The 17,643-nt window shown below is 58.3% G+C and carries 15 protein-coding genes; 11 read left to right on the forward strand and 4 right to left on the reverse strand.

Going from position 1 to position 17,643, the window contains the following annotated elements; genetic code table 11:
• Window positions 1-125 precede the first annotated feature (125 nt).
• Entirely contained in the window at window positions 126-1,397 is a 1,272-nt protein-coding gene (locus JZI28_RS19980) for a PP2C family protein-serine/threonine phosphatase (RefSeq protein WP_375698726.1), read from the forward strand.
• Window positions 1,398-1,415: 18 nt separating this feature from the next.
• On the opposite strand, the gene JZI28_RS19985 is transcribed toward JZI28_RS19980, so the two are convergent.
• Both JZI28_RS19985 and JZI28_RS19990 read right to left on the reverse strand, forming a co-directional pair.
• Entirely contained in the window at window positions 1,416-2,387 is a 972-nt protein-coding gene (locus tag JZI28_RS19985) for an IS481 family transposase (protein ID WP_375698727.1), read from the reverse strand.
• 341 nt (window positions 2,388-2,728) lie between these two features.
• Window positions 2,729-3,217 (reverse strand): NUDIX hydrolase, encoded by a 489-nt coding sequence (locus JZI28_RS19990; RefSeq protein WP_375698728.1) that lies wholly within the window; start codon window positions 3,215-3,217, stop codon window positions 2,729-2,731.
• A 95-nt stretch (window positions 3,218-3,312) separates the two neighbouring features.
• Here JZI28_RS19990 and JZI28_RS19995 point away from each other — a divergent pair, with 95 nt between their 5' ends.
• From JZI28_RS19995 to JZI28_RS20030, 8 genes are all read left to right on the forward strand, one after another.
• Window positions 3,313-4,302: an Hsp33 family molecular chaperone HslO gene (locus tag JZI28_RS19995; protein WP_295449978.1), complete on the forward strand. Its 990-nt coding sequence runs from the start codon at window positions 3,313-3,315 to the stop codon at window positions 4,300-4,302.
• Window positions 4,295-4,891 (forward strand): CoA pyrophosphatase, encoded by a 597-nt coding sequence (locus tag JZI28_RS20000; protein WP_375698729.1) that lies wholly within the window; start codon window positions 4,295-4,297, stop codon window positions 4,889-4,891. Before JZI28_RS19995 ends, JZI28_RS20000 begins: the two co-directional genes overlap by 8 nt.
• The gene (locus JZI28_RS20005) at window positions 4,888-6,057 is read left to right on the forward strand and encodes a CCA tRNA nucleotidyltransferase (RefSeq protein ID WP_375698730.1); all 1,170 of its coding nucleotides are present in this window, start codon (window positions 4,888-4,890) and stop codon (window positions 6,055-6,057) included. The genes JZI28_RS20000 and JZI28_RS20005 overlap by 4 nt, the downstream gene beginning before the upstream one ends.
• Window positions 6,058-6,287: 230 nt before the next feature.
• The gene (locus tag JZI28_RS20010) at window positions 6,288-8,126 is read left to right on the forward strand and encodes an ABC transporter ATP-binding protein (protein WP_375698731.1); all 1,839 of its coding nucleotides are present in this window, start codon (window positions 6,288-6,290) and stop codon (window positions 8,124-8,126) included.
• Complete coding sequence (locus JZI28_RS20015) at window positions 8,123-9,970, forward strand: ABC transporter ATP-binding protein (RefSeq protein WP_375698732.1); 1,848 nt, start codon at window positions 8,123-8,125, stop codon at window positions 9,968-9,970. Before JZI28_RS20010 ends, JZI28_RS20015 begins: the two co-directional genes overlap by 4 nt.
• A gap of 100 nt (window positions 9,971-10,070) precedes the next feature.
• Entirely contained in the window at window positions 10,071-11,318 is a 1,248-nt protein-coding gene (locus JZI28_RS20020) for a class I SAM-dependent RNA methyltransferase (protein ID WP_375698733.1), read from the forward strand.
• 39 nt (window positions 11,319-11,357) lie between these two features.
• On the forward strand, window positions 11,358-12,173 hold the full coding sequence (locus tag JZI28_RS20025; protein ID WP_375698734.1) for an ion transporter: 816 nt from the start codon (window positions 11,358-11,360) through the stop codon (window positions 12,171-12,173).
• A 65-nt stretch (window positions 12,174-12,238) separates the two neighbouring features.
• The gene (locus JZI28_RS20030; RefSeq protein ID WP_353396406.1) at window positions 12,239-12,763 is read left to right on the forward strand and encodes a murein L,D-transpeptidase family protein; all 525 of its coding nucleotides are present in this window, start codon (window positions 12,239-12,241) and stop codon (window positions 12,761-12,763) included.
• An 84-nt stretch (window positions 12,764-12,847) separates the two neighbouring features.
• Here JZI28_RS20030 and JZI28_RS20035 read toward each other — a convergent pair whose 3' ends face one another.
• Complete coding sequence (locus JZI28_RS20035; RefSeq protein WP_375698735.1) at window positions 12,848-13,339, reverse strand: CAP domain-containing protein; 492 nt, start codon at window positions 13,337-13,339, stop codon at window positions 12,848-12,850.
• Window positions 13,340-13,506: 167 nt separating this feature from the next.
• Between JZI28_RS20035 and JZI28_RS20040 the strand changes: the two genes are divergently transcribed.
• Both JZI28_RS20040 and JZI28_RS20045 read left to right on the forward strand, forming a co-directional pair.
• Window positions 13,507-14,127, forward strand: coding sequence for a L,D-transpeptidase (locus JZI28_RS20040; RefSeq protein WP_375698736.1), 621 nt, complete (start codon window positions 13,507-13,509; stop codon window positions 14,125-14,127).
• A gap of 137 nt (window positions 14,128-14,264) precedes the next feature.
• Complete coding sequence (locus JZI28_RS20045; protein WP_009810308.1) at window positions 14,265-14,447, forward strand: hypothetical protein; 183 nt, start codon at window positions 14,265-14,267, stop codon at window positions 14,445-14,447.
• Between the two features lie 124 nt (window positions 14,448-14,571).
• Here the strand turns inward: JZI28_RS20045 and JZI28_RS20050 are convergent, their stop codons facing one another.
• Window positions 14,572-17,580, reverse strand: coding sequence for an aminotransferase class III-fold pyridoxal phosphate-dependent enzyme (locus tag JZI28_RS20050; RefSeq protein WP_375698737.1), 3,009 nt, complete (start codon window positions 17,578-17,580; stop codon window positions 14,572-14,574).
• Between the last annotated feature and the right edge of the window lie 63 nt (window positions 17,581-17,643).

Genomic DNA, 17,643 nt, shown 5'->3' on the forward strand with positions numbered 1-17,643 from the left:
ATGTAGTAAATTTAAGGTGAAAAAGGGGGCGAGAGACAATTTTCAATATTCATATCCTATTAAAGGTCTGCCCTGATAGTGACAGCAGATAGAAGACCGCGATCATTTTGTAAGAGGTACCGAGGGTGCTGCCGGACAGTTCACTGGACAACGAGGAACACGCTATGAGCGGGTCTATCAACCGTGTGTTGGTGGTCGACGACAGCCGTTTGCAGCGCCGCATTCTGGTTGCCTCTTTGCAGAAATGGGGATTCGATGTTGTTGAGGCCGAAAGCGGAGCCGCAGCAATGGAGATTTGCCGGCAAGATCCGCCTGATTTGATTCTCAGCGATTGGATGATGCCGGGGATGAATGGCCTGGAATTTTGCCAGGCCTTTCGCGAACAATCCAAAGACAACTATGCCTATTTCATCCTGCTGACCTCCAAAAGTGAAAAGAATGAGGTGGCCGAAGGTCTGGATGCCGGGGCGGATGATTTCCTGACCAAGCCGGTGAGCTCGGATGAGCTGCGGGCGCGGATTTCGGCAGGGGAACGTATCCTAAAAATGCAGCGAGAGCTGTCAGAAAAGAACCGAATCGTTTCTGACACTCTGGATGAGTTGCAGAGCGTCTACGATGCCATCGACCAAGATCTCATTCAGGCCCGCAAGATACAGGAATCTCTGGTGCCCGAACTCTCAAAGGAGTTTGGGTCTTCTACCGTGAGCCTGTTGCTCAAACCCTGTGGCCATATCGGTGGCGATTTGGTTGGCATGTTTTGCCCAGGGGTGAATCGGATCGGCTTTTATTCGATTGATGTGTCCGGCCACGGGATTACCTCGGCGATGATGACAGCCCGTCTGGGGGGCTATCTGTCTTCGACCTATTTTGATCAGAATGTCGGGATGGAGCAGCGGTTCAAACGGTTCTACGCGTTGCGTCAACCGGATGAGGTGGCCCGTTTGCTGAACGCTCGCCTGATTGCCGATACCGGCATCGAAGAATACTTCACCATGGCCTATTGTATCGTAGATCTGCGCAGCGGTTTGCTGAAGATGGTGCAGGCGGGGCATCCGCATCCCTTGCTGTTACGACGGGATGGCAGCACCGAATTTTTGGGCAAAGGTGGCGTTCCAATCGGTTTGGTGCCGGATATCAGTTATAGCCAGGAAGAAGTGGTTCTGGAGAAGGGTGACCGGCTGTTGCTCTATTCTGATGGCTTTACCGAAGCGCGGCTTGAGAACGGCGAGATGCTCGAGGTTGAAGGCCTGCTGGATCTGATCAGCAAATGCGATTCGCGTCAGAGCGGCAAGGAATTCCTGGATGATCTGTACTGGAACCTCACTCAGATCCTGTCGCAGGAATACGGGCTAGAGGACGATGTGTCCGCAACTCTGTTTGAATATGAGGGCCCCTGAGGGCAAAAGCGAGGCCCCTTAGCTGTCACATCCCGGACGGTAGTATGGCAGTTTGTTGAACAGTTCTGGTTTGAGTTTGTGCCAGTGCTTCATCGCTTGCAAGGGCGTCTTGCTGCCCAAGGCTGATTGCGGAAGCTGTTGGTTGTAGAGCCAAACATAGCGGTGCAGCGTGGTCTCCAGTTCTTCGCCTGATCGGAAGTGGTGGCTTTGCAGCACGTCTTCGATGCGACCGTTGAAGCGCTCGACCATGCCGTTTGTTTGGGGCGATCTTTGCGGCGTCAGACGGTGTTCGATGTCCAGTTCGGCGCAGAGCTTGTCGAAATCATGTTTTCCGCTTTGTTCGCGCTTGCGCAGGCCAAAGAGACGGTCGGAGAACTCCTTTCCATTGTCTGTGAGTATGGTTCGGATGCGAAGTGGGCAAGCCCGCTCTAGATCACGCAAAAAGCGGCGCGCGTTGGCCGCTGTCTTGCTGCTGTAGATACGGATAAAAACCCAGCGTGTAGCCCGATCAATGGCAACAAACAGATACCGGCGGGAAGTTTGATCAGCCATCTGTGGCAGGTACTTCACGTCGATATGCAGATATCCCGGCTCGTATGCCTTGAAGGCGCTCTGCTTTGGGCGGGCGGCCTTTGGCTTAAGATCGCGCAGGTTGCCGACCCCATGCCGCCGCAGACACCGATCCAGTCCAGAGCGCGAGACGTCCGGGTTCAGAAACTCCCGCACCACGGCCAGCAGGTCATCCAGCGACACTAGCAGCATCTTGCGCAGCGCAACCACAACGGCCTCCTGAGCAGGCGTCAACGTCGTTTGCAGCCGATGAGCGGTATGGCTACGGTCATGGACACTGTCGCGCTTGCGCCATTTCCAAACTGTCTGTTCGGTTGTGCCAAAACGCTCAGCCAGAACCCATGCAGGCTCGTCGCTCGCCTGGATGGCAGCCCGTATCTTAGGCGTTGTTGTCGCTTGGTTATGAAGATGGATCAGCATTAAGCGCCCTCCCGAATGTCACCGAAAACCGATCTTGCCATGAAAAATGCGGATCGGCGAGGATCTATGTGATCGTCCGGGATGGAACACTTAGGTCTTCAGATCAGCGGCATTCCTCTGTTCAAGCCCAGGGGGAGCTCCCGCCAATCGTCAGATTATCAAAGATAATCCGCTCTTGTTGGGCCCGGCAGACCGCAAATGCGGTCTGCGGTTGCGCGTCGGTTTGAGTTTTTAAAACAGGCAAACGTGAAAACAGGCAAATGTGCCCTGCTCCCCTGAGAAAAGCTCGCCAACAGCAGCACGCCTTGGCGTGCTGCCCGGCCCAACCCTGTTGATTGGCGTTAGCCCTTCAAAAAGGGGCGGGAGCATTTGGGCTGTGTTTTGGCTTGGTTGCGGCTGTAGAACAGAGTGGCAAAATGGCGATCACCGTCATTTCCCAGGCGTTGAATCGCCTCCTCTGGCGACATCCAAACCGCCTCATGCTGGGATTCTGTCGGCGGCCCCAGTTTGCGCAGAGGGCGCGCCAGGTAGATGTGGCACAGTTTTTCTGCCCAGAGATCGTATTCTGGCATGAAAGTGTAGCGCCGAAATGCTCCAAGCCTTTGAGGTGCAGCAATGGACCAGCCGGTTTCTTCATAGACTTCGCGGTGCAGAGCGGGCAGGGGTGACTCTCCAGGATCGATACCGCCGCCGGGCAGCTGGATATCGGGATGCGGGTCCATCTGGCAGGTCAGCAAAAACCGCCCATTTCGCGGCAATATAGCATAGGCGCCGGGGCGCATCTGATACCGCTGGTTATGCCGTGGCACCGCGCCAAACCGTCTGATCATCTGCGCCCCCTTCACTCTATCGTGGAAAACCCTATATAGGCTCGATATGCCAATCATCGGCTCCTAATGAAACCCCCATGACCGTTGGATCAAACATGACTCTTGGATCAAAAATCGCATGGGACGATACCGTCCTGCCTTTTCAGCTTGATGCATCTGATATGCGGGGCCGTGTGGTGCGGCTTGATTCCGCGCTTGATGGCATTTTGAAACAACATAACTATCCGCCCCAAGTCGAGGCCCTGGTGGCTGAAATGGCACTGCTGACCGCGATGATCGGGCAAACGATCAAGCTGCGCTGGAAACTGTCGCTGCAGATTCAGTCCAAGGGCCCGGTGCGGATGATCGCCACCGATTATTACGCCCCGGCGAGCGAGGGCGAACCGGCCCGCATTCGTGCCTATGCCAGCTTTGATGCAGAGCGTCTGACCGATTCCGCGCCGTTTGATCAGGTGGGAGAAGGCTATTTTGCCGTGATGATCAACCAGGGCGAAGACACCAAACCCTACCAGGGGATTGCCGCGCTGGATGGCGAATCGCTGGCTGCCTGTGCTGGCGCCTATTTTGCCCAGTCCGAGCAGCTGCCGACGACCTTTACCCTCACCTATGGGAAATCCTCCAGCCCCGGTGTTGCCGAACATTGGCGCGCCGGTGGCGTGATGATGCAGCATATGCCAAAGGCTTCGCCTTTTGTGGCCGCCGATGCAGAGGGCAGCGGAGCCACGCTCCGGGCTGCGGATCTGGTCGAAGGCGAGGCTGAGGAAAACTGGAATCGCGTCAACACCCTGCTGAACACCGTCGAAGAGCTGGAGCTGATTGGTCCCTCAGTGACCCCAACAGAGCTGCTTTTGCGCCTGTTCCACGAGGAAGAGCCACGGGTCTATGATGCGCAGGCGGTCCATTTTGGCTGCACCTGTTCCGAGGATCGCGTCCGTCAAAGCCTGTCGATCTACTCGGCCAAGGATATTGCCACCATGACGACGGATGAGGGCCGGGTAACAGCCGACTGTCAGTTCTGCAGTGCGCATTATGATCTGGACCCAAAAACAGTTGGCTTTGAAGCGGAAACTGCTACCGATGAGTGAGCTGCGGCGCAGTCTGAAAGCCGTGCTGGCGGATCAGGGGGCAGGATCTTCGGATTTTGATCTCAACCCTGATCTCGCCCTTCCACCAGAACGCAGGCTGCGCCCAGCCGGGGTTCTGGTGGCGATCTCGCTGGTGGAAGACGCGCCACGGGTTATCCTGACAAAACGATCCTCGGCGTTGAAACACCACCCTGGCCAGATCGCCTTTCCCGGTGGGAAGGTGGATGAGGGTGATGTCGATGTCACTGCCGCCGCCCTGCGCGAGGCCTGGGAGGAGATTGGTCTACCCAATGACCTGCCGGAGGTCATCGGCCTTTTGCCCAGCCACGAGACCGTCACCAGCTTTCAGGTGACCCCCGTGGTGGCATTGCTGCATGAGCCCTTTGATATTCGCCCCGAAGCCGGGGAAGTGGCCGAGGTCTTTTCGGTGCCACTCAGCCATGTGCTGGACCCGGACAATTATATCGTGACCTCACGCAGTTGGCGTGGCACCCGGCGGCATTATTACACGGTGCCCTTTGGCCCCTATTATATTTGGGGCGCCACGGCGCGGATGCTGCGCAATCTTGCCGGGGCACTGCAGCAATGACCCTATTGGCGGGGCAGCCTTGGCTGACGGATCCAGCAACCCAGGCTGTTTGCGCGGCCTTGACCGCAGAGGGGACCGAGCGGGGGGCGGCAGCCCTATTTGTTGGCGGCTGTGTGCGCAATGCCCTGATGGGGGTGCCGGTTTCCGACATTGATATTGCCACCGATGCCACCCCAGATGAGGTCGTGGCCCTGGCCAAAGCCGCAGGAATCAAGGCGATTCCAACCGGGATTGACCATGGCACGGTGACGCTGGTGCAAAACCAGATCCCCCACGAGGTGACGACGTTTCGCAAAGATGTTGCAACGGATGGCCGTCGCGCTGTGGTGGCCTTTTCCAAAGAGATCGCCGAGGATGCCGCGCGCCGCGATTTCACCATGAATGCGATCTATGCGCGCCCCGATGGCACAGTCGTCGATCCCCTGGGGGGTATGGCAGACCTGAAAGCGCGCCGGGTGCGGTTTATTGGCACCGCTGAACACCGCATTCGCGAAGACTACCTGCGCACCCTGCGCTATTTCAGGTTTCACGCCTGGTATGGCGACACCGACGCCGGCTTTGACCCGGATGCTCTGGCCGCGATTGCTGCCAATCTTGAGGGGCTGTCGCAGCTGTCGCTGGAACGTGTCACGGCTGAGCTGTTGAAACTTCTCGGTGCGCCCGACCCAGCCCCGGCGATTGCAGTGATGCGCCAGATCGGTGTGTTGGGGCAAATTCTGCCGGGCGCAGATGACCGGGCGCTGGCACCGCTCATTCATTTGGAGGCCGGTGCACAGGTTGATCCGGTGCGGCGCCTGGCAGCGCTGGGCGGCGCTGAGATGCAGGGGCATTTGCGATTGAGCAAGGCAGAGGCCCGCCAGCTGGAGCAGCTGCGCGATGCCGTCAGCGCCTCTGCCACGGCGACCGAGCTGAGCTACCGGCTGGGGCGGGATCTGGCCCACAGTGCCTGCCTGTTGCGAGCAGCACTGTTGGAACAGCCAATTTCGCCTGAATTAGAGACTGATTTGGTGCGTGGCGCCGAAGCGATCTTTCCGATTGTAGCGGCTGATCTGATGCCTGATCTTTCGGGTGCGGCGCTGGGCACAGCCCTGAAACAGCTCGAGCAAGCCTGGATCGCGTCGGGGTTTACCTTGGACCGTGCAGAGCTGCTGCAACAGTTGAAATAACGCCACAGACACCGGGCTTTGCCATGCGGGCCAAAAATCTGAGGGTGACAGACGATGGAATTTATGACTATTTCTGCCTTAGCCAAAACAATCATGCCGGGAGGAATGCGAATGTACTACGGGATCTGGTTTAGCTAACGCCGTACCACCCGTTTGAAGGGGGGCACGGTCACGCCTCTTGTCTGCATTTTTGCATTCCCTATTTGCTCAAGTAACTGGAGCACACTGTCATGTTTCGTTTTTTTGAAAACCTTATCGACCCCTATTGCGACTATCCGGAAACGGATCAACCGCCGACCCGGCTTTGGCCCTTTCTGAAGGCCTATTCTCAGCCGTTCAAAGCTGTGTTTATCCTGACTGCCTGCATGTCGGTGGTGGTGGCCGCAATCGAAATTGGTCTGATCTACTACATGGGGCGGGTGGTTGATCTGCTGTCCAACCCACCAGAGCAGGTCTGGCAGAGCTATGGCACCGAGCTCATCCTGGTGGCGCTGTTCATCCTGGTGTTGCGCCCGTTGCTGCAGCTGGCGGATGTCTTGCTGCTCAACAACGCCATTTTGCCGAACTTTGGCACCTTGATCCGTTGGCGGGCCCATAAACATGTGCTGCGCCAGTCGGTGTCCTGGTTTGAGAATGATTTTGCCGGCCGGATTGCCAACCGCATCATGCAGACGCCGCCTGCAGCGGGCGAGGTGGTGTTTCAGGTCTTTGACGCCATTACCTTTTCGCTGGCCTATCTGGTGGGCGCGGCAATCATGCTGACGGTGGCAGACCCGCGACTGATGCTGCCGTTGCTGATCTGGTTTGTGCTTTATGGGGTTCTTGTGCGCTGGACGATTCAGCGGGTGGGACCGGCCAGCCAGGCGGCTTCGGATGCGCGGTCCACCGTGACTGGCCGGGTGGTGGACAGCTATTCGAATATCCATTCGGTCAAGATGTTCGCCCATGATGACCGGGAACTTTCCTATGCCAAAGACGCGATTGAAAAGACCCGCGAGACCTTTCAGCAGGAAATGCGCATCTTCACCGTGATGGACGGGGTTCTGGTGGGCTTGAACGGGTTGCTGATTGTTGGGGTTGTCGGCTGGGCGCTGCATCTGTGGATGATCGGGTCTGCCTCTGCCGGGGTGGTGGCGGCTGCAACGGCGCTGACCCTGCGGCTGAACGCCATGACCGGCTGGATCATGTGGGCGCTGACTTCGTTCTTTCGGCAGCTTGGCGTGGTGGCCGAGGGCATGGAGACAATCGCCCAGCCCATTGATCTGGTGGATGTCGCCAATGCCGCACCCCTGCGTCTGAGCCAGGGCGAGGTGGTGCTAAAAGATCTGTCGCATCACTATGGCCGCGAGGCTGGCGGGTTGGATCAGTTGAACCTGACCATCAAGCCGGGTGAAAAAATTGGTCTGGTGGGGCGTTCGGGTGCTGGAAAATCGACCTTGGTCAAACTGCTGTTGCGGTTTTACGATCCGGATGCAGGGCAGATCCTGATTGATGGTCAGGATATCGCCAGCATCACCCAGGACAGTCTGCGCAGCAATATCGGTATGGTGCAGCAAGACAGCGCCCTGCTGCATCGCTCGGTGCGCGATAACCTGCTCTATGGGCGCCCGGATGCCAGCGAGGAGCAGATCCTGGCGGCAGCCAAACAGGCGCAGGCACATGAGTTTATTCTGGATCTGGAGGATCCACAGGGGCGGCGTGGCTATGAGGCCCATGTGGGCGAGCGCGGCGTCAAGCTTTCTGGTGGCCAGCGTCAACGGATCACTCTGGCGCGGGTGATCCTGAAGAATGCGCCAATACTGCTGCTGGATGAGGCCACCTCGGCGCTGGATTCCGAGGTCGAAGCCGCCATTCAGGAGACTCTTTATGGGATGATGGAGGGCAAGACGGTGATTGCCATTGCACATCGGCTGTCCACCATCGCACAGATGGACCGCATTCTGGTACTGGATGACGGGAAGATCGCAGAGCAAGGTTGCCACGAGGAGCTGTTGCAGGCTCAAGGGCTTTATGCCCAGTTCTGGGCGCGTCAGTCCGGCGGATTTTTGAATATCGAGGCAGCTGAATGAAACTAGGCAATCTGATCGACGCCTTCCAACCGGCCAAGGGACCACCGCCACAACAACTGGGGGGGTTCCTGCGTTGGGTGCTGGCCGGAGCCTGGCCGATGCTTTTTCTAGCGGCGGCGATTTCTGCCTTTGCCGGCGCCATGGAGGCGGGAACCGCTTTTTTCCTGGGGCTGGTGATCGACACCGCCCTGGCCAGCGGGCCGGATGCGTTTTTCAGCAGCGGCAATATCCTGGTGATTCTGGGGGCGCTGGGCTTTTTCATGCTGGTTCGCCCGGTGCTTTTTGGGCTTTCTGCGGCGTCTAATGCCATCATTGTACAGCCGAATGTGAACCCGCTGGTGTTGTCGCGGCTTAACCGCTGGACGTTGGGCCAGTCGGTGCGGTTCTTTGACGATGATTTTGCGGGACGTATTGCGCAAAAGCAGATGCAAACGGCCTCGGCGGTGACCTCGGTTGCGACCGAGATGATCAATGTGGTGGCCTTTGCCCTGGCTTCATTGCTGGGCTCGCTGGCGCTGCTTGGGGCGATTGATAGCCGCATCACCCTGTTGTTTTTGGTCTGGCTGGTGGGGTATTTTGCCTTGATCCGCTGGTTCCTGCCGCGGGTGCGCCAACGGTCGGGCAAACGCGCAGGTGCGCGGGCGATGGTGTCCGGGCAGGTGGTGGACAGCATCACCAACATCAAGACGGTAAAGCTGTTCGCCCATGCCACCCATGAGGAACGCAGCGCCCAGGATGCGATGGCGAAATTCCGCGATACCGCACTGGACTTTGGCTATTTGGCCGCCAGTTTCCGGTTTTGCTTGATGACCCTTGCGGGGCTTTTGCCGGTGCTTTTGATCGGCGCCACCCTGCTGTTGTGGCGCAACGGTATGGCCAGCGAGGGCGATATCGTCGCCGCCGGAGCCGTCTCGATCCGTATCGCCCAGATGACCGGCTGGGTCAGTTTCACCCTGATGGCGATCTACTCGAATGTGGGGGAGATCGAAAACGGCATGAAGACCCTGTCCCGCCCTGATCGGGTCGAAGATATCGAAACTGCAGAGCCGTTGCAGGTCAGCGAAGGGGCGATTAGCTTTGATGATGTTGCCTTTGCCTATGGCCGCGATATGGGCGGCATCCGCAATATCTCGCTCGCCATCAAACCGGGTGAAAAACTGGGCATTGTTGGCGCCTCGGGGGCGGGGAAATCGACCCTCGTGTCGCTGTTGTTGCGACTCTATGACGGGGAAGGTGGCAAGATTCTGATCGACGGGCAGGATATTGCCGGGGTGACGCAGGATTCCCTGCGCGGTCAGATTGGCATGGTCACTCAGGAAACCGCGATGTTCAATCGGTCGGCGCGGGATAACATCCTGTATGGTCGGCCCGATGCCAGCGAGGCAGAACTGATCGCAGCGGCAAAACAGGCCGAGGCACATGAGTTCATTCTCGATCTCGAAGACGGGCAGGGACGTCAGGGTTATGATGCCTTTCTTGGCGAACGGGGGGTCAAACTGTCAGGCGGGCAGCGGCAGCGGATTGCTCTGGCGCGGGCGATTCTGAAGGACGCTCCGATTCTGATCATGGATGAGGCCACCTCTGCGCTGGATTCCGAGGTCGAGGCGCTGATCCAGGCCGCATTGGAACGGGTGATGCAGGGCAAGACGGTGCTGGCTATTGCGCATCGCCTGTCTACGCTGAGCGAAATGGACCGGATCATCGTGATGGAACAGGGGCAGATTGCCGAAATTGGCAGCCATAGGGAATTGCTGGATTTGGGCGGGCTCTATGCCCAGTTTTGGGCGCGCCAGTCGGGTGGGTTTATCTGCACCGATGCCGAGGACAGCGCCGCCGCCGAGTGATTTTGCCAAAACCGCGGCCTGCACGCATAAAACCCGGCTTTCTCTGCGTTTGTCGGGTTTTGTCCTTTTTTCATTAGGCCGCAGTCGCTATCTAGCCTGAATGACAGATGTAGCCAGAACCACAGCAACCATCCTTCGACTCGGCCACCAAGGTGACGGAGTCGCCCATGGCCCGCTTTTTGCCCCCCGCACCCTGCCAGACGAGCAGGTGAGCGGCGTGCAAGAGGGGTCACAATTGACCGATATCCGTATCGAGACCCCGTCCGAGCACCGTATTCAGGCGCCCTGCCGCCACTACAAATCCTGCGGTGGCTGCCAGCTGCAGCACGCCAGCGATGGGTTTGTTGCCGATTGGAAGCTGGGAATTGTGGAAAAGGCGCTGGCGGCCCAGGGGGTGGAGACCACATTCCGCCCCATCCATACCTCGCCCGCGCAGACGCGACGCCGCGCTACTCTGGCGGTACGGCGCACCAAAAAGGGGGCCATGGCCGGGTTTCACGGGCGGGCCTCTGGGGTGATCACGCCGATCCCGGATTGCCAGTTGCTGGACCCGGATCTGATCGCCGCCATCCCCCTGGCCGAGGCCCTGGCGATGACTGGCGCCAGCCGCAAGACACCACTTTCTGTGACGCTCACCACTTCTGAAACCGGGCTGGACGTATTGGTGCGGGATGGCAAACCATTGGACAGCACCCTGCGCAGCGCGCTTGCTGAACTGGCGGGGCAACACGGGGTTGCGCGTCTGACCTGGGAGGATGAGCAGGTGGCGATGGAACAACCGCCCTTGCAAGCCTTTGGCTCCGCGCGGGTCTGTCCGCCGCCGGGCTCCTTTCTGCAGGCGACCCGTGACGGCGAAGCCGCGTTGCTGGCTGGCGTTCTGGAGATCACCAAAGGCGCCAAGCGCATCGTTGATTTCTTTGCGGGCTGCGGTACTTTTTCGCTGCCCCTCGCAGCCCATGCCGAAGTTTTGGCGCTGGAAAGCGAGCCCGCGATGATCGAGGCGCTGAATTTGGGCTGGCGTCAGGGGAAGGGGCTGAAAAAGCTCACCGCCGATGTGCGGGATCTGTTCCGCAATCCGCTGCTGCCCGAAGACCTGAAACCCTTTGGCGCCTTTTTTGAGGCGGCAGTGATTGACCCGCCCCGCGCCGGGGCCGAGGCCCAGGTGGCGCAGTTGGCCGAATCGCGGATACCGGTGATCGCCTATGTTTCCTGCAACCCGGTGACCTTTGCCCGTGATGCCAAGACCCTGGTGGCAGCCGGCTATATGCTCAACTGGGTGCAGGTTGTTGACCAGTTCAGATGGTCAGCCCATACCGAAGTTGTTGCCAGCTTTACGCTGGATGACTGATGCAATTTTACCCTGATGAGCAGAGCCGGATAGATTCTGATGACTGTGATTGATCGCCTGAACGGACTTTTGGAAGACACTCGATTTACCCGCTTCATCATGGCGGTGATCATGGTCAATGCGGTGACCCTGGGGTTGGAAACCTCGCAAGTTGCGATGGCGCGGGCCGGTGAGCTGATCCATCTGATCGACAAGATCTGCCTGGGTGTCTTTATCGTCGAAATCCTGCTCAAGCTGATCGTGCGGCGCTTCAAGTTTTTCCTGAGCGGCTGGAGCCTGTTTGATTTTGTGATCGTGGGTATCGCCCTGGTTCCTGGTGCACAGGGGTTTTCAGTGCTGCGCGCCTTGCGAATCCTGCGGGTGTTGCGGGTGATTTCCGTTGCCCCCAGCCTGCGCCGGGTGGTTGAGGGCTTTGTCACCGCGCTGCCGGGCATGGGCTCGGTCTTTTTGCTGATGGCGATCATCTTCTACATTGGCTCGGTGATGGCGACCAAACTATTTGGCGCCAGCTTTCCGCAGTGGTTCGGCACCTTGGGGCAATCGGGATATTCGCTGTTTCAGATCATGACGCTGGAAAGCTGGTCCATGGGGATCGTGCGGCCGGTGATGGAGGTTTATCCCCATGCCTGGGCGTTCTTTGTGCCCTTTATCATGGTGACAACATTTGCGGTGGTGAACCTGCTGGTCGGTCTGATTGTAAACTCGATGCAGGATGCGCACTCAGCCGAAGAAGGGGAGCGGACAGATGCCTACCGTGACGAAGTCCTGGAACGCCTGAAGGCAATCGAGGGGCAGCTTGCGGCAGTGAAATCCGCCGAATCCGTGCCCGGCGAGCAACCAGACAGCAAGTTGTGATTTTGATATTTTGCCGATTCGGAGTATGGCGCTAAAAAGACGAGCAGGCGGTACAGGAAAAACACATGGACAGACGCGCATTTGGATTAAGTGCAGTTGCCAGCCTGGCAGTGGCGGGCTGCGGCAGAAGCAATTACGTGAGCCGTTTCAAGACCTATCACGGGCCAGAGGTGACCAGCGTTGTGGTCAACAAGGGCGCCCGCAAGGTCTATTTGTTGAACGGCGAAGGCATCCTGCGGGAATATAAGATGGACCTCGGGTTTGCGCCGCTTGGTCACAAGCAAGTCGAAGGCGATGGAAAAACCCCCGAAGGACTGTATCGCATTGACCGGCGCAACCCCAACAGCGCGTTCCATCTGTCCCTTGGTATCTCTTATCCAAACGCAGCCGATCGCGCCTATGCTCAGTCGCTGGGCAAACGCCCCGGTGGTGAGATCTTTATTCACGGTGAGCCGAACAGCGAAAAAGAGCGCAAGCGGGCCGCGCGGGTGTCTGACTGGACAGCAGGCTGTATCGCAGTGCGCAACCAAGAAATCGAAGAGATCTATGCCATGGTCCGAGACGGCACACCTATCGCGTTGCGGGCATAGTTCCGCGCAGAACACCTGTATTCATCCAAAAAAGAAGGGGCCCTGGTGGCCCCTTTTTGCTGTTCTGTTGTGGTGATTCCTGGCCTAGTTGGCCGTCACCAGCGTCCACCAGATCTTGCCATTGGATTCCTGAAACCAGGAAAAGCCCATCTGGGTTGCCTTGGGGTCCAAAATGACCGCGCGGGTGCTTGCCTCTTCCATCCAGGCGGTGAGCGTCTGAAGCTCATTTTCATAGGTTTCAGAGATGTTTTCACCCAGAACTGAGCCAGTATATCCGGTCCGCGCAACCCGGTCCAATGGGGAGGACCCATCGGAGCCAAAGTGCCAGGGTCGGTTTTGCACCGACATGTCACGAGAATGGGTTGCAGCAGCAGCATTGAGCTGCGCGTTAAGCTGTATCGCTGGTGCGGCCGCAGCCTGGCGTAGCGCATTGACCGAATCCAGCATCCGCAGCTGAACCTTGTCGGCGTTTCGGATGCGGTAAGCCTTGCCGCCGCTTCCGTTTTCAGTCGTCGGCGTGCAGGCCGCTGCCAGCGCCAGAGTGGCGGCCATCAGAAATAAAAATACACGCTTCATCACAAGTCTCGCTCTATCATTCGTCCAAGCACTTAGCCTATCAAGCAGTCGCTGCGCAAACAGGCCTGCACCAATCTGCCCAGATATTTCATGGTTTGATTTGCGACTGCGGCTTTCAGGCCATACTATGGTGGGCAGCCTGGATTATAATGAGCAGGAAATTTCAGATGACACGATCCTTTTTCAACGGCGGTTCCCGTCGGCAGTTCCTTGCTGGAACTGCAGCCATGGTAGCCTCACCTGCCTTGTCCCAAGTGGCGCCAGAACCTGAGGAAGAACAAGCCTTTGACCCCTTGCGCCCGCCGCCCGAACCAGAACCGCCGGTAAAGCGAAATATCTCTGCTTTTCGGGCAAAACGCTGGCAGCCGTACTTTGATCATCTGCGCAAGGGAGCGATTCTTGTGGATATCGACAGCCGCGCTCTGCACTACTGGTCTGAAGATGGGAATAACTACAGACTTTTCCCCTCATCTGTGCCGCTGTCAAACGATCTGACCCGTCGGGGGCGAACGTCAATCACCCGTAAAGTAGACGGGCCCGGCTGGGCGCCGACACCGAATATGCGTAAGCGCAATCCGGAATGGCCCGCCTACATTCCCCCCGGCCCTGATAACCCATTGGGAACACATGCTTTATATCTGGGCTGGAAGTACTATCGGATCCACGGAACCCACGATACGCGCAAGATTGGCCGCAGATCTTCCAATGGCTGTATCGGGCTCTATAACGAGCATATCGCCGAGCTGTTTGAGATGGCGAAAGTGGGTACGCAAGTGTTGCTTATTTGACGACATGCAGCGTTTCGAAAGCTGGAAAACACCAACAAGCAATTGCAATCTTGGGGCTTTACTGGTTAGAAAAAATCACGAGGTAAGTCTTGGGTGCGTAGGCCATTTTTGGGTCTGCGCTAATTCTGGAGGTTAACATGAACAAACTTGTACTCGCAGCCGCACTGACCGCCGCTGCATCCACCGCTTCTGCTGGCAACCTGGCTGAGCCAATCGTTGAGCCCGTAGTAATCGAAGAAGCTGCAACCAGCTCTTCCAGCGGCATCCTGCTGCCACTGCTGCTGCTCGTCCTGGTTGGCGCTGCTGTTGCAAGCAGCTAATTGCTGTGCATACGACTTTAAAAAGGCGGTGATTTATCACCGCCTTTTTTATTGTGCGCTTGCTGTCTAGGAGCGCTGAGGCTGCCCGTGCTGAGCAGCACGGAAACAGCCCCAAGTCCGGTTTCTAGGACTGCGCGACCTCGGACAAAATGCTGTCCAAAGCGGCCAGAATCATCTCGACCCCTTCACTATCAATGGTCAAAGGCGGGCGGATTTTGAGGATGTTGTCCTTTGGCCCTTCGCTGCCGATCAGAATACGATGGTCCCGCATGCGGTTTTTCACATAGGAACAGATCTGCGTCGCCTCAGACCCATCCTCGGTGATCAGCTCTACCCCCAGAAACAGCCCCATGCCGCGCACATCACCAATGCTGGCGTGTTTGTCCTGCAATGCCGTGAGGCCCGTGATCAGTTCTGCGCCCATCAGGCGGGCGTTCTGCTGCAGGGCTTCGTCATCCACGATATCCAGAACCTCTTTGCCCATGCGACAGGACAGTGTTGAGCCGCCAAAGGTCGAAAAGAACTCAGGCCCCTTGGCAAAGCTGTCGGCGATGGCGCGGGTGGTGACCAGCACGCCAATGGGATGGCCATTGCCAATGGGTTTGCCCATGACCACGATATCAGGGCTGGCGCCCTGGTGTTCAAAGCCAAAATAATACTCTCCCAGACGGCCCAATCCGGTCTGAACCTCATCAGCGATACAAATGCCCCCCGCGGCGCGGATCTTGTCGTAGACCGCAGGCAGGTAGCCCTTGGGCGGGATGATCTGGCCCCCAACCGAGGGAAAGGTCTCAGCGATGAAACCGGCAATCCCCTGGCCGCGCTGTTGCAACGCGGCAATGGCGGGATCGACCAGATCGGCAAACTTCTGCGCCCGTTCAGGATCGTCGCGGCGATAGCTGCCACGATAGTCATCCGCAACTTCGACAAGCTCGACCCAATCGGATTTGCCAATGCCGCCCTTGGCGTTGAATTTATAGGCAGAGACGTCAATCGCCCCGGTGGTGTTGCCGTGATAGCCGTGATCTGGCGTCACCATGCCTTTGGTACCAGTATGGGCGCGGGCCAATCGCAGAGCCAGCTCGTTGGCTTCACTGCCGGAATTGACAAAAAAGCACACCTCCAAATGGTCCGGAAGCTTGGACAGGATCTTATCGGCAAAGGCGGTTTGCGCCGGGTGCAGGTAGCGGGTGTTGGAGTTCATCCGTTTCAGCTGGTCCGCCGCTATGGCCTGAATGCGGGGATGGGCGTGGCCGACGTGGGGCACGTTGTTATAGGCGTCCAGGTAGGGGCGCCCCCATTCATCAAAAAGATGGTGTTTCCAGCCGCGCACCAGCATCACCGGATCAGCATAGGTGAGGCTGAGATTGCCGCCAAAATGATCCTTGCGATCCTGTTGGATCGCCTCCTTGCTGGTGGGCTCATAGCGACACTTGTCATCTGGCAGGTTCAGCAGCGCCGCCGGATTGGGGCAGACGGCCCGCCACAGATACATCTCGTCCGGGTCACCAACGCCGGGCCAGTCGGCCTCGATCCCTTGGGTGGTCAGCGCCAGCTGGAAATGCACATGTGGCGCCCAGCCGCCATTCATGCTGGCATCGCCCAGGCGGCAGAACGCGGCGCCTTGCTCGATTTGGTCGCCAACCTTGAGCCGGGAGCAGCATTCGGGGTTTAGATGGCCGTAAAGCGTGTAAAACGGATCTCCCGCCGGGGTCACATGGCGCAGAATGATCACCCCGCCATAATCAAGATGCCCAGTGCGGTTTTCCACCACAAAGACTTCGCCCGCCAGGGGCGCAAACATAGGCGTGCCAGCCGGGGCAAAGGCGTCCACTGCCAGATGTACGGTGCGCCGGTTGCTGGCCTTGTAGGGCCCTTTGCGAAAGGCGGGTTCGGCGTAGATCAGCCGTGGCTCGTGGTAATACCCCAGCCAGATCTTGCCGCCATCTTCGAATTCTTCCCCAACCCGCGCGGCCTCGGCCAGGGGCATGTGGAATGGGTTCTGCGGCCAGGTGGAGTTTTCTACCGAGAGCGAGCCCATGGGGGCATCAGACAGGTCTTCGCCCATGAGGTTGGCAAAATTCCCCCGCTCAGACTCGATCCATTGCATGACACGATCGGCACCATCCACGACTGGCATGTCACAGGCGGCCCGCAGCCGCGCCGACAGTAATCCGGGGTGGATATCCACTCCTTCGAGAAAGCGCCAGGCGGGGGCCTGGGAAATGGTCACATAGGGGTCATCGGGGTTTTCCGCCGACATTAGGGTCGAATTCACCACGCTGACTGCCAGTCGCATTCGCAGCAACGGATAGACCAGATCAACCTCCTGCGGGCTCAGCGGATAGGCGCTGTGATAACCTGCCACCAATGCCGCCAGCGCCGCCTCGGGATCGGTATGATCCAGCACGATATAGGCGGCGGCAATTGCCAGGTCACAGACACGCGGCGCGGCGCATATATCGCCCAGATCAATCAGGCCCGAAACCCGGCGTGGCTCGGTCAGCTCTCCCGTGACCATGATGTTGTAATCATTGGCATCATTGTGGATGGCCTGCTTGGGGAGGGTCGCCAAAACAGGCTCTAACTTGGCGAAATCAGTGTCGATTTCCCGAATAAGGCTCTGTCTGGCGGGCTCCGCAATAGAGTCGATTTCAGAGCCTACCCAGCCGGCGCGCATCAGGTCCCATTTGAAATCGCGTTGCAATCCGGGGTGCTGGAAATCGGCCAGAGCCTTGCCCGCGCCGCCCAGCACCGCGCCGACCTCATGGATCAGCGACAGGGTTTTGGGGGCGGTATTGGCGTAGCATTTGCCGGGCAGGCATTCGAGCACCCAGCACAACCGCGCAGCGCCCTCTGCGTCCGGTAGAGACAGCATGGCAGCACCGTCAGCGGCAGGGATCACCCGTGGGCAGGGCAGATCCGGGTTGCGGGTGGCGATATGTTGAAAGGCCTGCACCTGCATCTCGACCAGCCAGGCCTCGCAGCCGGGGCGCATGGCCTTGAGGATATAGCCGGTGCCCTCTGTGTCTGTAGCCATGAAGTTGAGATCATATTCGCCGTCCAAGCGGCGCAGATCTGCGGTGATGCCCCAATGGGAATTCAGGGCATCAGCCCAGTGCTGTAGGTTCATTATAATCGTCTCCCCGTCTGCCGAAAACTGGCAGTCCAATATTGGATCCTATTTGGACCAGGG

The sequence above is a fragment of the Pseudophaeobacter sp. TrK17 genome (assembly GCF_042192375.1).
Classification (GTDB): domain Bacteria; phylum Pseudomonadota; class Alphaproteobacteria; order Rhodobacterales; family Rhodobacteraceae; genus Pseudophaeobacter.

Excerpts from the sequence above, each read along its gene's own strand:
- JZI28_RS19995 (WP_295449978.1), top strand. The coding sequence starts at position 3,313 with ATGACTCTTGGATCAAAAATCGCATGGGACGATACCGTCCTGCCTTTT.
- JZI28_RS20030 (WP_353396406.1), top strand. The coding sequence starts at position 12,239 with ATGGACAGACGCGCATTTGGATTAAGTGCAGTTGCCAGCCTGGCAGTG.
- JZI28_RS20000 (WP_375698729.1), top strand. The coding sequence starts at position 4,295 with ATGAGTGAGCTGCGGCGCAGTCTGAAAGCCGTGCTGGCGGATCAGGGG.
- JZI28_RS20020 (WP_375698733.1), top strand. The coding sequence starts at position 10,071 with ATGACAGATGTAGCCAGAACCACAGCAACCATCCTTCGACTCGGCCAC.
- JZI28_RS19985 (WP_375698727.1), bottom strand. The coding sequence starts at position 2,387 with ATGCTGATCCATCTTCATAACCAAGCGACAACAACGCCTAAGATACGG.
- JZI28_RS20035 (WP_375698735.1), bottom strand. The coding sequence starts at position 13,339 with ATGAAGCGTGTATTTTTATTTCTGATGGCCGCCACTCTGGCGCTGGCA.
- JZI28_RS20010 (WP_375698731.1), top strand. The coding sequence starts at position 6,288 with ATGTTTCGTTTTTTTGAAAACCTTATCGACCCCTATTGCGACTATCCG.
- JZI28_RS20005 (WP_375698730.1), top strand. The coding sequence starts at position 4,888 with ATGACCCTATTGGCGGGGCAGCCTTGGCTGACGGATCCAGCAACCCAG.
- JZI28_RS19990 (WP_375698728.1), bottom strand. The coding sequence starts at position 3,217 with ATGATCAGACGGTTTGGCGCGGTGCCACGGCATAACCAGCGGTATCAG.
- JZI28_RS20040 (WP_375698736.1), top strand. The coding sequence starts at position 13,507 with ATGACACGATCCTTTTTCAACGGCGGTTCCCGTCGGCAGTTCCTTGCT.
- JZI28_RS20025 (WP_375698734.1), top strand. The coding sequence starts at position 11,358 with ATGACTGTGATTGATCGCCTGAACGGACTTTTGGAAGACACTCGATTT.
- JZI28_RS20050 (WP_375698737.1), bottom strand. The coding sequence starts at position 17,580 with ATGAACCTACAGCACTGGGCTGATGCCCTGAATTCCCATTGGGGCATC.
- JZI28_RS20045 (WP_009810308.1), top strand. The coding sequence starts at position 14,265 with ATGAACAAACTTGTACTCGCAGCCGCACTGACCGCCGCTGCATCCACC.
- JZI28_RS20015 (WP_375698732.1), top strand. The coding sequence starts at position 8,123 with ATGAAACTAGGCAATCTGATCGACGCCTTCCAACCGGCCAAGGGACCA.